12 protein-coding genes are annotated in these 13,012 nt (G+C 62.1%); 7 read left to right on the forward strand and 5 right to left on the reverse strand.

All coding sequences use genetic code 11. From position 1 onward, the window contains the following. Window positions 1-133: 133 nt before the first annotated feature. The gene (locus ACPYOP_RS22070) at window positions 134-1,384 is read right to left on the reverse strand and encodes an MFS transporter (RefSeq protein WP_481412428.1); all 1,251 of its coding nucleotides are present in this window, start codon (window positions 1,382-1,384) and stop codon (window positions 134-136) included. A gap of 284 nt (window positions 1,385-1,668) precedes the next feature. Between ACPYOP_RS22070 and uvrB the strand changes: the two genes are divergently transcribed. The 4 genes from uvrB to ACPYOP_RS22090 all read left to right on the forward strand — a co-directional run bounded on the left by uvrB (window position 1,669) and on the right by ACPYOP_RS22090 (window position 6,994). Further along, window positions 1,669-4,533, forward strand: a complete 2,865-nt coding sequence (uvrB, locus tag ACPYOP_RS22075) for an excinuclease ABC subunit UvrB (RefSeq protein ID WP_481412429.1) — start codon at window positions 1,669-1,671, stop codon at window positions 4,531-4,533. A 187-nt stretch (window positions 4,534-4,720) separates the two neighbouring features. Then, a complete protein-coding gene (locus ACPYOP_RS22080) occupies window positions 4,721-5,179 on the forward strand; it encodes an SRPBCC family protein (RefSeq protein WP_481412430.1) in 459 nt (152 codons plus the stop codon). Between the two features lie 163 nt (window positions 5,180-5,342). Beyond that, window positions 5,343-6,401: an adenylate/guanylate cyclase domain-containing protein gene (locus tag ACPYOP_RS22085; RefSeq protein ID WP_481412486.1), complete on the forward strand. Its 1,059-nt coding sequence runs from the start codon at window positions 5,343-5,345 to the stop codon at window positions 6,399-6,401. A gap of 380 nt (window positions 6,402-6,781) precedes the next feature. Beyond that, window positions 6,782-6,994: a cold-shock protein gene (locus ACPYOP_RS22090; protein WP_004109325.1), complete on the forward strand. Its 213-nt coding sequence runs from the start codon at window positions 6,782-6,784 to the stop codon at window positions 6,992-6,994. A gap of 380 nt (window positions 6,995-7,374) precedes the next feature. Here the strand turns inward: ACPYOP_RS22090 and dusA are convergent, their stop codons facing one another. Then, the gene (gene dusA / locus ACPYOP_RS22095; protein ID WP_481412431.1) at window positions 7,375-8,388 is read right to left on the reverse strand and encodes a tRNA dihydrouridine(20/20a) synthase DusA; all 1,014 of its coding nucleotides are present in this window, start codon (window positions 8,386-8,388) and stop codon (window positions 7,375-7,377) included. Between the two features lie 138 nt (window positions 8,389-8,526). On the opposite strand from dusA, the gene ACPYOP_RS22100 reads away from it, so the two are divergent. Together ACPYOP_RS22100 and ACPYOP_RS22105 are read left to right on the forward strand one after the other, a co-directional pair. Further along, the gene (locus ACPYOP_RS22100; protein ID WP_481412432.1) at window positions 8,527-9,222 is read left to right on the forward strand and encodes a fumarylacetoacetate hydrolase family protein; all 696 of its coding nucleotides are present in this window, start codon (window positions 8,527-8,529) and stop codon (window positions 9,220-9,222) included. A 16-nt stretch (window positions 9,223-9,238) separates the two neighbouring features. Next, window positions 9,239-9,769, forward strand: a complete 531-nt coding sequence (locus ACPYOP_RS22105) for a gamma carbonic anhydrase family protein (protein ID WP_481412433.1) — start codon at window positions 9,239-9,241, stop codon at window positions 9,767-9,769. A 49-nt stretch (window positions 9,770-9,818) separates the two neighbouring features. On the opposite strand, the gene ACPYOP_RS22110 is transcribed toward ACPYOP_RS22105, so the two are convergent. The 3 genes from ACPYOP_RS22110 to ACPYOP_RS22120 are packed head-to-tail and all read right to left on the reverse strand — an operon-like array spanning window position 9,819 to window position 11,936. Continuing rightward, the gene (locus tag ACPYOP_RS22110; RefSeq protein ID WP_037149480.1) at window positions 9,819-10,217 is read right to left on the reverse strand and encodes a Fur family transcriptional regulator; all 399 of its coding nucleotides are present in this window, start codon (window positions 10,215-10,217) and stop codon (window positions 9,819-9,821) included. Next, window positions 10,214-11,041 carry a zinc ABC transporter permease subunit ZnuB gene (gene znuB, locus ACPYOP_RS22115; protein WP_481412434.1) on the reverse strand — a complete coding sequence of 276 codons (828 nt, stop codon included), beginning with the start codon at window positions 11,039-11,041 and terminating at the stop codon, window positions 10,214-10,216. The genes ACPYOP_RS22110 and znuB overlap by 4 nt, the downstream gene beginning before the upstream one ends. Then, window positions 11,034-11,936: an ATP-binding cassette domain-containing protein gene (locus ACPYOP_RS22120; RefSeq protein ID WP_481412435.1), complete on the reverse strand. Its 903-nt coding sequence runs from the start codon at window positions 11,934-11,936 to the stop codon at window positions 11,034-11,036. Before ACPYOP_RS22120 ends, znuB begins: the two co-directional genes overlap by 8 nt. 100 nt (window positions 11,937-12,036) lie before the next feature. On the opposite strand from ACPYOP_RS22120, the gene znuA reads away from it, so the two are divergent. Next, window positions 12,037-13,005, forward strand: coding sequence for a zinc ABC transporter substrate-binding protein ZnuA (znuA, locus tag ACPYOP_RS22125; protein ID WP_481412436.1), 969 nt, complete (start codon window positions 12,037-12,039; stop codon window positions 13,003-13,005). The last annotated feature ends 7 nt before the right edge of the window (window positions 13,006-13,012 follow it).

A 13,012-nucleotide genomic window follows, 5' to 3' on the forward strand; every position in this document is an offset into this window, starting at 1 on the left:
GATATCCTCCGTCGGCGGCCTGCAGGATCTGGCGCGCGGCTTTGCCCAGGCCAAGATCTCGGAAATCTGCGGAAAGTGACAGAAGGGCCGGTAAAAGCCGCCGGCCCTTAAAACAATATAATGACAAGCCGGGTCAGGTTTGCATGACGCTATCGGCTTGCCCGGCGTCCTTGTCGCCAAACCGAACTCCCTTTTTCTCGAAGCCGAAGCCCGCAAACAGCGCCACGACGACGGCGACGATGCAGGCGACGATCAGCAGCGCCAGGGCATAGTCGCCGTTCCACTGCTTCGCCAAGCCCGCCTGGATCGAGGCATTGCCCGACGCCAGCAGATTGCCGAGCTGATAGGCAAATCCCGGGAAGGTGCCGCGCACCTCGTCGGGCGACAATTCGTTGAGATGTACGGGGACGATGCCCCAGGCGCCCTGTACGAAAAGCTGCATCAGGAAGGCGCCGATCGCGAGCATCACCGGTCCCTGCCCGTAGACCCAGAGCGGCGCGACCGGGATGGCCAGGAGCGCGGCGATGACGATGGCGCGACGACGGCCGATGCGCTGCGACAACACGCCAAACGACAAACCGCCGACGATGGCGCCGATATTATAGACGATGGCGATGGCGCCGACGGTGTAGGAATCATATTGCCGCTGGGTTTCCAGGAAAGTCGGATAGAGATCCTGCGTGCCGTGACTGAAGAAGTTGAACGCCGTCATCAAAAGCACGGCCCAGATGAACAGCGGAATATTCTCTCGCAGCACGGTAAGGAATGGCCGCTGCGGTTTGGATTGCCGCTGCAGGAAAGCCGGCGATTCCTGCACGTTGCGCCTGATGTAGAGCACCAGCAGCGCCGGCAGCGCGCCGACGATGAACATGCCGCGCCAGCCGATGATCGGAAACAGCAAAAAGAACACGATCGAGGCGATCAGATAGCCCGAGGGATAACCGGCCTGCAGGATGCCCGACACGAGGCCGCGCGAATCCTCCGGTATGGTCTCCATCGTCAGCGACGCGCCAACACCCCATTCGCCGCCCATGGCCACGCCGAAAAGCGCGCGCAAAACCAGGAACATCGTCAATCCGGTCGAAAAACCGGTCAGAAACTCGAAGATGGAATAAAGCAGCACATCCACCATGAGCGTGGCGCGCCGACCGTAGCGATCCGCTGCAAGGCCGAAGATCAGCGCCCCGAGCGGGCGCATGGCAAGCGTGAGAAAGATCGCCACGGCAACCGCCGGAACATCCGTGTGAAATTCCTCGGCTATATGCTTGAGAACGAAAACCAAAATGAAGAAATCGAAAGCATCCAGCGTCCAGCCCAGATAGGCTGCGATGACGGTGTTTCGTTGCTGGGGGGACAAGGAACGTAAGCTATCCAATGCGGTCATCATGATCCTCCGACCGGATGGCGGCGGCGAGGCGGGCAATACCGGATGCCGTCGAAGCTGGGGGAACCCGGCACTGGCCGGGCATGTCGACGTTGCGGCTGGTTCCTCCCTTGGCGCCTGCGAGGATCGCGCTATGCGGACTTTCGGATCAGCGATAACGCATCGGCCGCCCCTGGGTTGTAACATATTTGACATCTCCGGCGAATTGAAAATTCCGCCATTCCGTTTCCCTTTTGTACTCTTTGCCCCTTCACAACAGTGCGATCTGTCGCCATATTCGGCGCATGGCCAAATCACCGAAAAAACCATCCGCCCCGTCCGGTTTCGAAGAGGCGCCGCAGGCATCGTTTGAGGGCGCGCCGCTCAGCGGCAGCGTCGCGGACTGGGTGAAGCAGCTCGAAGCGGATGCCGAATCCTCGGCTGTCGAGACCCAGCGCGAGATTGCCTCGAAGGCTGGCAAGCACCGCAGAAAGGTGGAAATCGCCGCTTCGAAATCGGCGCGCGGCACCTCGATGGGTGGCTCGACCGACCCGAAGACGCGAGCTGCCGCCGGTCTCAACCCGGTGTCGGGCATGGATACGACGCTGGAAGAGGCCGCCAACGCCGGTACGGCCGTTACCGCAACGGTGGAGGCGCTATCGAAACTCATCGAAAGCGGCAATCCGCTGTTCAAGGACGGTAAGCTATGGACGCCGCACCGCCCTGCCCGGCCGGCCAAATCAGAGGGCGGCATTCAGATCCGCATGGACTCTGAATACCAGCCCGCCGGCGACCAGCCGACGGCGATCCGCGACCTCGTCGAAGGCCTTGAAAACGGCGACCGTAGCCAGGTGCTGCTCGGCGTCACCGGTTCCGGCAAGACCTTCACCATGGCAAAGGTCATCGAGGCGACGCAGCGCCCCGCCGTCATCCTCGCGCCGAACAAGACGCTGGCCGCCCAGCTTTATTCCGAGTTCAAGAACTTCTTCCCGGACAATGCGGTCGAGTATTTCGTTTCCTACTACGACTATTACCAGCCGGAAGCCTATGTTCCGCGCTCGGACACCTTCATCGAGAAGGAAAGCTCGATCAACGAACAAATCGACCGCATGCGCCACTCCGCGACGCGTTCGCTGCTGGAGCGGGACGACTGCATCATCGTCGCCTCGGTCTCCTGCATCTACGGTATCGGTTCGGTCGAAACCTATACGGCCATGACCTTCCAGATGAATGTCGGCGACCGGCTGGACCAGCGCCAGCTTCTGGCCGACCTCGTGGCGCAGCAATACAAGCGCCGCGACATGGATTTCATCCGCGGCTCCTTCCGCGTTCGCGGCGATACGATCGAGATTTTTCCGGCCCACTTGGAGGATGCCGCCTGGCGCATCTCCATGTTCGGCGACGAGATCGACTCCATCACCGAATTCGACCCCCTGACCGGCCAGAAGACTGGCGATCTGAAGTCGGTGAAGATCTACGCCAATTCGCACTATGTCACGCCGCGCCCGACGCTGAACGGCGCCATCAAGGCGATCAAGGAAGAGCTGAAAATCCGGCTTGCCGAGCTCGAAAAGGCAGGACGCCTGCTGGAGGCGCAGCGCCTGGAGCAGCGCACCCGCTATGACGTCGAAATGCTTGAAGCCACGGGCTCCTGCGCCGGCATCGAGAACTATTCGCGCTACCTGACCGGCCGCAATCCCGGCGAGCCGCCGCCGACGCTGTTCGAATATATTCCCGACAACGCATTGCTGTTCATCGACGAAAGCCACGTTTCGGTGAGTCAGATCGGTGGCATGTACCGCGGCGACTTCCGCCGCAAGGCGACGCTGGCCGAATACGGCTTCCGCCTGCCCTCCTGCATGGACAACCGTCCCTTGCGCTTCGAGGAATGGGATGCGATGCGCCCGGACACGATCGCGGTTTCGGCAACGCCGGGCAGCTGGGAAATGGAACAATCCGGCGGCGTCTTTGCCGAACAGGTCATCCGCCCCACAGGCCTGATCGATCCGCCCGTGGAAGTGCGCTCGGCCCGCACACAGGTCGACGACGTCGTCGGCGAAATCCGCGAGACCGCTGCCAAGGGCTACCGCACCCTCTGCACCGTGTTGACCAAGCGCATGGCCGAGGACCTGACGGAATATCTGCACGAACAGGGCGTGCGCGTGCGCTACATGCACTCCGACATCGACACGCTGGAGCGCATCGAGATCATCCGCGACCTGCGCCTCGGCGCTTTCGACGTGCTCGTCGGCATCAACCTGTTGCGCGAAGGCCTCGACATTCCCGAATGCGGCTTCGTCGCCATCCTCGATGCCGACAAGGAAGGCTTCCTGCGCTCGGAAACCTCGCTCATCCAGACCATCGGCCGCGCCGCGCGTAACGTCGACGGCAAGGTCATCCTCTATGCCGACACCATCACCGGCTCGATGCAGCGGGCGATGGACGAGACCAGCCGCCGCCGCGAAAAGCAGATGGCCTACAATATCGAGCATGGCATCACGCCGGAATCGGTCAAGGCGAAGATTTCCGACATTCTCGACAGTGTCTATGAGAAGGACCACGTTCGCGCCGATATCGGCGGCGCCTCCGGCAAGGGCTTTGCCGATGGCGGCCACCTTGTCGGCAACAACCTGCAGACCCATCTCAACGCGCTGGAAAAATCCATGCGCGATGCTGCCGCTGACCTGGATTTCGAAAAGGCCGCCCGGCTCCGCGACGAGATCAAGCGCCTCAAGGCCGTCGAACTCGCTGCCATGGACGACCCGCTGGCCCGCGAGGAAGCCAAGAGCCTCGAGGGCGGCAAAAGTGGCCGCCCCAATCCTTCGAGGCTCCGGTCTTCAACCTCCGCACCTCAGGATGAGGGCGGAGCGAGCATCGCGGCAAGCAGTAGCCCTCATCCTGAAGAGGGAGCGCAGCAACCCTCGAAGAGCTACTTCGCCAAGCCGAGCCTCGACGAAATGAAACCGGGCAGCGAGGCAGGCACACCGCTTTTCCGCAAGAACACGTTGGACGAGATGACCGTCGGCCGTACCGAGAAGCCGGTGACGGGGAAGGTACCGGACAAGCCGATCACCCGCGCGAGGCCCGGCGTCGGTTCCTATGAGGATCCGGTGGACGAGAAGCAGCGCAAGGGACGGACGAAAGGCAAGACGGGACGGCCCGGGCAATAAGGCGACGGCAGTCGTCAAAAGTCCGCCACCCGGATCTGCCGGTTATGAGGAGCGACACCCGGCAAGCATCGAATGATGTCTTGCTGCCGGGGCAATGGCTCCTACATGCCATCGCATAAGGAGGCCCACGGAGGGACGTAGGTATTCGTCCCGGTGGGAAGCGACAGCAATCAGGGGAGAGAGACCGATGCCAGAAGCTTTAATCGTCCGTCGCGAGACCCATGTCTCGGCACCGCCCGCAGCCGTCTTCGCGCTGCTGACCGATCCCGAAAAGATCCTGCGCTGGATGGGCACGGAAGCCCGGACAGAGCCGCAGCCGGGCGGCATCTATCTCGTCAACGTCACCGGAAGCCGCTTCGCGCGCGGCTCGTTTCGCGAAGTCGTGCCGGTGCACCGCCTCGCCTACAGCTTCGGCTGGGAAGGCAGCGAGGAAGTGCCGCCGGAATCGACCCTGGTGGAGATCGATCTGATCGAGCAACCCGACGGGACGCTGGTGCGCCTCACCCATTCGGGCCTGCCGACACAAGAGCAATGTGACGCCCATGCAAAGGGCTGGGCGCATTACCTCGACCGCATGGCCGAAGTGGCAGCGGGACGCGATCCTGGTCCGGATGTCATGCGCGGTCACGACGGCCAAAGCGGATGATGCTTTGAGTGCCGGGCCGCGAAGCTCGATGGCCTGAAAAGCAAAGAATGTCACCGACTAGCGACGGCAAATTCCGCTCGCTGGAACGCGGCGGCCCATGCGCTCTCACGAAGGTTGCGCCGGCGAGGATGACAGCCGGCGAGCGCCGTGGCATGATCGCGGCATGGATTTGCCCGCCCCCCTTGCCTGGCTGGTTGACGAAGCCGGCACCGCCCCTAGCCCCGAACGCTTCCTGGCCGATCTGGGCGATCGTCTACTGTCCGCCGGATTGCCGCTTACCGGTGGCGCACTGACGCTTGCGGCACCGCATCCGATTATCACGCAACGCACCTGGCTCTGGCGATCTGAGACGGGCGCGGTGATCGAAGCCCTCGGCTTTGCCGGCACCTCGCTCGGACAGGCCGGACGCGACTGGCTCGGCGAACTCGGCCCGACATGCGAGGAAACCATTGGGACATCGCCCGGCAACTCAGTGCTCGCCTGGGCCGCAAGCCGGCCCTTCACCACCTCCGAAACCGACAGGCTGCGTCAGGTCGCGCGCTTTGCTGCCGCCCCTTTGGCGGGTCTGGCCGCTCGCGCAACCCTATCGACCCTGCTTGAAGCCTATCTCGGGCGCAGAAGTGCGGCGCGCGTGCAGGCCGGTGCGCTCAGCCGCAACAGCGGCGAAACCATCCGCGCAGCGCTGCTCTGCGCCGACCTCCGGGATTTCACGGCTCTCTCCGAAGCAACGGAGCCGACCATCGTCATATCAGCCCTCGACGCCTGGTTCGATCGCGTCGCCGGCGCCGTGCATGCCTTCGGCGGCGAAGTGCTGAAATTCATCGGCGACGGTGTGCTGGCGATCTTCCCGGTCACCGAGACGCCGGCGCAAGCCTGCGAAGCCGCGCTGCGCACCGTCACCGCCATCCGCGCCGGCATGGCGCATCTCGACGCGACGCGGGCAAACCAGGGCCTGCCGCCGCTCCCCTTCGGCGCCGCCCTGCATTTCGGCGACATGCTCTGGGGCAATATCGGCGCCGCCGACCGCCTGGACTTCACCGCCATCGGCCCCGCCGTCAACCTCGTCAGCCGGCTGGAAGGCCTTTGCAGACCACTCGGCCGCACTGTGCTGATCTCGGGCGCGCTTGCGGCGGAGACGACCATGCCGCTGGTGTCACTGGGGGACCATGAACTGCGCGGGATTGCCGAGCCTTGCGCGGTGTTTACGCTGGCGGAGCGCTAGCACCGAAGATGGCTTAAGGCAGGGTCTGCATTATCGGCATTACAGTACATCTTCATCAAGCTCGGCTCTCACGGCAAGCACGAGCATTTCCCAACTCCTTGAAATTCCCACCCTATCCTACCCGTTTCCCACCCTGCCCTAATATTACCCCTTGCCTTTTTTCACAAACCCTGTCACGCATAGAGATGCTCGGGCATTTTCATGCCGGTGACTGGACTGATTTGGTGATCCGCTTGCGGCAGGCAGCGGTTGGGTCTTTTGACCCGCGCAGACGTTCTTTCCCCGTACGTGACTTCTCGACTGGCTTTCGCATGTCGCGGAAGCAAAGCCGTCCGGTTTATCCGGATAAACTAAGACTGATGGGTAAAGGACTATCCCCCATGGCCACCAAGGGCACCGTAAAATTTTTCAACCAGGACAAGGGTTTTGGTTTCATCACTCCTGACGGCGGCGCTAAGGACGTTTTCGTCCACATCTCCGCTCTTCAGGCTTCCGGCATCCAGTCGCTGCGCGAAGGCCAGCAGGTCACCTTCGACACCGAGCCGGATCGCATGGGCAAGGGCCCGAAGGCTGTCAACATCCAGGCTAACTAAGCCTCTGGTGACTGCCTGATCAAGGTTTCGAACGGCGCGGCGCAAACCGCGCCGTTTTTCGTTTTTGAGAATGGGCACCCTCGTCCTGAAGCAAGCTTGGCTCTGTCCCTTACCGCAAGCCCCTTGTCTGCCCCCGAACATCCCGACATTCCGTCATCCTTGGGCCTGACCCGAGGATCCAGGCACGAGCCTCACCGCCTCTCTGGCGAAGAGGGATACGCTCCCAAAGCGAAACCGGCACTCTCGTCGATTAGGCACACCAATGTACTTGGGCGTGGATCCTCGGGTCGAGCCCGAGGATGACGGGTGTAAGGTGGTCCTCATGGGGAGGAGGCTCGGGCGGCCGTCACGAACCACGAGGGCGGGTTGGAGCCGTCAACTCAAGCGCTGACGCGTTCGCCCTCGCCGCCAAAATCCACCGCTGCAAAAGCGGCCGCGATCACCTCCAGGCCCGCACCCGGCTTGTTGGCATCGGTGGAAAGGATCTGGCGATAGCGGCGCGAGCCCGGCAGGCCGCTGAAGAGACCGACCATGTGGCGCGCAACATGCTGCAGTCGGCCGCCGCTGGCGATATGGCGCTCTACATAGAGCATCATCCGGTCGCGCAGCCCGTTCCAGTCAGCCTCGACGGCAGGTTCGCCATAGAAGCGATGATCGACATCGGCGAGGACTGCGGCATTCTGATAGGCGGCGCGGCCGAGCATGACGCCGTCGACATGGGCTAGATGCGCCTCGGCCTGATCCAGCGTCTGGATGCCGCCATTAATGCCGATGAAGACCTCGGGCCAGCGCTGCTTCATGCGGTAGACGATGTCGTAGTCCAGCGGTGGGATCTCGCGGTTCTCCTTCGGCGACAGGCCTTTCAGCCAGGCCTTGCGCGCATGGATCCAGATTGCGTCGGCACCGGCATCGAGCACGCGTGTCATCAGCTCAGGCAAAGCCTGTTCCGGCTCCTGCTCATCGACGCCGATCCGGCATTTCACGGTAACGGGCGCCTTCGAAACCGCTTTCATCGCAGCGACGCAGGATGCCACCGTTTCCGGCGTCAGCATCAGGCAGGCACCGAAAGTGCCGGACTGCACGCGATCGGATGGACAGCCGACATTCAGGTTGATCTCGTCATAATGATAGGCTTCCGCGATGCGCAGCGCCTCGGCGAGCTTGGCCGGATCGGAGCCGCCAAGCTGCAGCGCCACGGGATGCTCGGTGGCATCGTGCCCCAGCAGCCGGTCGCGCGGCCCATGAATGATCGCATCGGCCACCACCATCTCCGTATAGAGCAGCGCATGCCGGCTGATCTGCCGGTGCAGATACCTGCAATGGCGATCCGTCCAGTCGATCATAGGTGCAACCGCGAAAATTTTGCGGCCGTTTTTCAGTGCGTCGCTATACATGGGAAACCTTTCTGATCCGCGCTCTACACCAAATCCCTCAAAAAGGCCAGTTTTCGTGGCTGTAACAATGATGCTACTTTGCCTGATGGAGTCGGATGGCAGCAGTCCTCCGAAAAAATGAAAGTTTCGAAAGCCCATATGAACGCCCCACTGACGACAGTCATTCCCCTACCCGCCCCCGTTCTTCTGCCGATCGAGGGCGAGACCCAGCTTTTCCCCGTGCGCCGCGTCTATTGCGTCGGCCGCAACTATGCCGACCACGCCATCGAGATGGGGCATGACCCGAGCCGCGAACCGCCCTTCTTCTTCCAGAAGAATCCGGACAATCTGCTTGTGTCGAGCGACTTCCCCTATCCCGAGCTGTCGTCGGACGTGCATCACGAGGTGGAGCTTGTGGTGGCGCTGCGCAACGGCGGCGCAAATATCCCGGTCGAACAGGCGCTGGATTGCGTCTACGGCTATGGCGTCGGCATTGATTTCACCCGCCGCGACCTGCAGGGCGAAGCCAAGAAGCTCGGCCGTCCCTGGGAAATCGGCAAGGCCTTCGATCATTCCGCGCCCGTCTCCGCGCTCGTGCCCGCCACCCATGTCGGCCATCCCGACAAGGGCGGCATCTGGCTGATGCGCAATGGCGAGGCTGCCCAAAGAGGCGACCTCTCACACATGATCTGGAAGGTGCCGGAAATCATTGCCGAACTCTCCAAGCTCTTCACGCTCGCGCCCGGCGATATCATCATGACCGGCACGCCCGCCGGCGTCGGCCCCGTTTCGCGCGGCGACCGGATCAGCTGTGCCGTCGATGGCGTTGCAAACCTTGTATTGAACGTCGTCTGATCGAGGAGGATCGACCATGCCGCTTTATGCCCTCGCCGGCCTGACGCCGAAAACGCCCGGTCCGGGCCGATATTGGATCGCGCCGGATGCAAGCGTAATCGGCAAGGTCGAGATCGGCGAGGATGTCGGCATCTGGTTCGGCGCGGTGCTGCGCGGCGACAATGAACCGATCGTCATCGGCAAGGGTACGAATATCCAGGAAGGCACGATGGTTCATACCGACCCGGCCTTCCCCGTCATGATCGGCGAAGGCTGCACCATCGGCCATCACGCCATCATCCACGGCTGCACGATCGGCAACAATTCGCTGATCGGCATGGGCGCCACCGTACTCAACGGCGCGAAGATCGGCAACAATTGCCTCGTCGGCGCCAATGCGCTCGTCACTGAAGGCAAGGAATTTCCGGATGGCTCGCTGATCGTCGGCGCGCCGGCAAAAGCAATCCGCACGCTGGATGAGGCCGCGATCGAAGGCCTGCGCCGCTCGGCCAGCAACTATGTCGCCAACTGGCAGCGCTTTGCCCGCGATCTTAAAAGACTAGATTAGGAAACACTAATAACAGCCTGAAACAGCGGAATAAACCTCTGGCCGAGGCTCACGCGGCGCAGTTGGCGCAATGGCCCCGGATTTCGATGGTCGACTTTTCCGCCTTGAACTTCTGCGATTTCAGCCAATCCATCAGCCGGTGATCCACCTCGTGGTCGTGGAATTCGATCACCTGGCCGCAGCTTTCGCAGATGGCGAAGGCGACAAGGCCGTGGCTGTGGCAATCCTCGTTCGGATGGGCGCAGGCAACGAAGGAGTTGATGCTCTCGAGACGGTGCACCACGCCATATTCGAGCAGCTTGTCCAGCGCGCGATAGACCTGCAGCGGCGCGCGAAAACCCTGATCACGCAGCTTGTCGAGAATGGTATAGGCGCTGAGCGGCGCTTCCGCCTTGGTCAGGACGTCGAAAACAAGGGACTGGTTCTTGGTGAGCATCGGAGTCGTCATGATGACTGTTCTCTCTGTTGCGTCGCTGGCGTGCCGCCCCTGCGAACGAGGGGCAGCAGACTGATGATAAACAGGACGAGCGCCGCAACCACGATGGAAGGTCCGGACGGCGTATCGTAGCGCAGCGATCCGAAAAGCCCGCCGACAACGGCGATGGCGCCGAGCAGCGAGGCAAAAATCGCCATCGTCTCCGGTGTCGCGGCAAAGCGACGCGCAGTGGCGGCGGGAATGATCAGCAGCGCGGTGATGAGGAGTATGCCGACGATCTTCATGGCGATCGCGATCACCACGGCCATCAGCAGCATGAAAAGCAGCCTCGCGCGCTCCGGCCGCAACCCCTCGGCCTCGGCAAGCTCGGGATTGACCGTCGAGGCCAGCAGCGGCCGCCAGAGCCAGACAATCGCCGCCAGAACGAGAATACCGCCGCCCCAGATCACCGCGATATCGGACTGGCTGACGGCCAGAATGTCACCGAAGAGGAAGGCGATAAGATCGATCCGCACCCAGCTCATGAAGGCGACGATGACGAGACCGATCGCCAGCGTCGCATGCGAGAGGATGCCGAGCAGCGCATCCGCCGACAGCGCCTGCCGCCGCTGCAGGAACAGGAGCAGGATAGAGACGAGTGCAGCGACCGCAAAGACTGACAGCGTGAGGTTCAGCTGGAACAGCAGCGACAGCGCCACGCCGAGCAGTGCCGAATGCGAGATCGTATCGCCGAAATAGGCCATGCGGCGCCAGATGATGAAGCAGCCGAGCGGCCCGGTCGTCAGCGCCAGCCCGACACCGGCGACGACGGCGCGCAGGAAGAAATCGTCAAACATGGCGCTCTCCCTCGGCATGGTCGTGGCCATGATGGTGGTCATGATCATCGTGATCATCGTGATCATCGTGATGATCGCCATGCTCGTGATGGTGGTGGCCATCGTCGGCCTGGCAATTGTCGGTTATCGATCCATCAGCGTGCTGCACGCGGCCATCGGGCAGATGCGTATGGTCGTGATGATGGCTGTAGATCGCCAGGGATTGCGCAGCGCGCGTGCCGAACAGCCTGACATATTCGGGGCTCTGGCTGACGCTCTGCGGCGTGCCGCGGCAGCAGACATGGCCGTTCAGGCAAACCACCGTATCCGTGGCGGCCATGACGACATGCAGATCGTGCGAGATCAGCAGGATGCCGCAGCCTTGGGAATTACGGATCGACTTGATGAGGTCGTAAAGCGCGATCTCGCCGCTGAAATCCACACCCTGCACCGGCTCGTCCAGGACAAGCAGATCGGGCTTGCGGGCAATGGCGCGCGCCAGCAGCGCCCGCTGGAATTCGCCGCCGGAAAGATGCTGCACTTCCGCCTTGGCGAGATGGGCAATGCCGACAGCTTCCAGCGATGCAATCAGCTCATACTCGGGCAAGGGGCCCGTCAACGTCATCAATCGCTGCACGCTGAGCGGCAAGGTCCAATCGATGGCAAGCTTCTGCGGGACATAGCCGACTCTCAGATTGGCAATGCGGTCGACATGCCCCTCATCCGGCTTCAGAACGCCGATCGCCGTCTTGGCGCTGGTGGACTTGCCGGAGCCGTTCGGGCCGATCAGGGTAACGATCTCGCCGCGGCTCACCGAAAAATCGACGCCGCGCACCAGCCAGCGACCGCCGCGACGGACGCCGACATCATGGAGCGACACCAACGGCCGGCTCTTGCTGTCGATGGAAGAAAGCATGAAATTTCCAATTGCACTATTGCGCCATGCTATCGCACACGTTATAGCATTACGCAATTGATGTAATAACATAACAGACCCATTCAAGGGCATTTATCGCATGAACGCAGCAAAAGCTTTTATTCCCCTTGCCGCCACTCTCCTGCTTTCCGGCCTGCTTGCCGGCACCACCGCGACAGCAGCCGATGCGCCAAAGGTCGTCGTCTCCATCAAGCCAATCCATTCGCTCGTCGCCGCGATCATGCAAGGGGTCGCTACGCCGGATCTGATCGTTGACGGTGCCGCCTCGCCGCATACCTATGCGCTGAAACCTTCGAATGCCCGCAGCCTCCAGCAGGCACAGGTGGTTTTCTGGGTCGGGCCAGGCATGGAAGCCTTCCTGCAGAAGCCGCTCGCATCTCTTGGCGCCAAAGCCACCGTCGTCGAACTCGACGATGCGCCCGGCATCACCAAGCTCAAATTCCGCGAAGGCGGCGCCTTCGAGCCGCATGACGACGGCGACGAACATGACGCCGGAGAAAACCAAGATCATGATGACCACGACCATGATCACGGCGAGTTCGATACGCATCTCTGGCTCGATCCGCACAATGCCAAGGCGATGGTCGCCGAGATCACCACGTCGCTGGTCGCGGCCGACCCCGCCAATGCGTTGACCTATGAAGCAAATCAGAAGGCCTTGAACGACAAGCTCGACGCCTTGGACAGCGAGATCGCCACGGCCGTCGCGCCGGTGAAGGATAAGCCTTTCATCGTCCTCCACGACGCCTACCAATATTTCGAGCATCGCTACGGCGTGCGCGTCTCCGGCTCCATCACGGTCAGCCCCGAAACCATTCCGGGCGCACAGCGCGTCGCCGAAATTCACAGCAAGGTCGCCGATCTCGGCGCAACCTGCGTCTTCGCCGAACCGCAATTCGAGCCGAAACTGGTCAATGTGGTGCTGGAAGGGACGTCGGCAAAATCCGGCGTCCTTGATCCCGAAGCCGCAACGCTGCCGCAGGGGCCGGATCTCTATTTCGACCTGATGCGCGGTATCGCGAGTTCCCTCAAAGGGTGCCTCTCCTGAATGAGGC

It is taken from the genome of Rhizobium sp. KNZ2-6A, assembly GCF_056755475.1.

What these genes read in the sequence shown, in the direction of transcription:
- ACPYOP_RS22070 (WP_481412428.1), bottom strand. Translation starts at nt 1,384, where the DNA reads ATGACCGCATTGGATAGCTTACGTTCCTTGTCCCCCCAGCAACGAAAC.
- uvrB (WP_481412429.1), top strand. Translation starts at nt 1,669, where the DNA reads ATGGCCAAATCACCGAAAAAACCATCCGCCCCGTCCGGTTTCGAAGAG.
- ACPYOP_RS22080 (WP_481412430.1), top strand. Translation starts at nt 4,721, where the DNA reads ATGCCAGAAGCTTTAATCGTCCGTCGCGAGACCCATGTCTCGGCACCG.
- ACPYOP_RS22085 (WP_481412486.1), top strand. Translation starts at nt 5,343, where the DNA reads ATGGATTTGCCCGCCCCCCTTGCCTGGCTGGTTGACGAAGCCGGCACC.
- ACPYOP_RS22090 (WP_004109325.1), top strand. Translation starts at nt 6,782, where the DNA reads ATGGCCACCAAGGGCACCGTAAAATTTTTCAACCAGGACAAGGGTTTT.
- dusA (WP_481412431.1), bottom strand. Translation starts at nt 8,388, where the DNA reads ATGTATAGCGACGCACTGAAAAACGGCCGCAAAATTTTCGCGGTTGCA.
- ACPYOP_RS22100 (WP_481412432.1), top strand. Translation starts at nt 8,527, where the DNA reads ATGAACGCCCCACTGACGACAGTCATTCCCCTACCCGCCCCCGTTCTT.
- ACPYOP_RS22105 (WP_481412433.1), top strand. Translation starts at nt 9,239, where the DNA reads ATGCCGCTTTATGCCCTCGCCGGCCTGACGCCGAAAACGCCCGGTCCG.
- ACPYOP_RS22110 (WP_037149480.1), bottom strand. Translation starts at nt 10,217, where the DNA reads ATGACGACTCCGATGCTCACCAAGAACCAGTCCCTTGTTTTCGACGTC.
- znuB (WP_481412434.1), bottom strand. Translation starts at nt 11,041, where the DNA reads ATGTTTGACGATTTCTTCCTGCGCGCCGTCGTCGCCGGTGTCGGGCTG.
- ACPYOP_RS22120 (WP_481412435.1), bottom strand. Translation starts at nt 11,936, where the DNA reads ATGCTTTCTTCCATCGACAGCAAGAGCCGGCCGTTGGTGTCGCTCCAT.
- znuA (WP_481412436.1), top strand. Translation starts at nt 12,037, where the DNA reads ATGAACGCAGCAAAAGCTTTTATTCCCCTTGCCGCCACTCTCCTGCTT.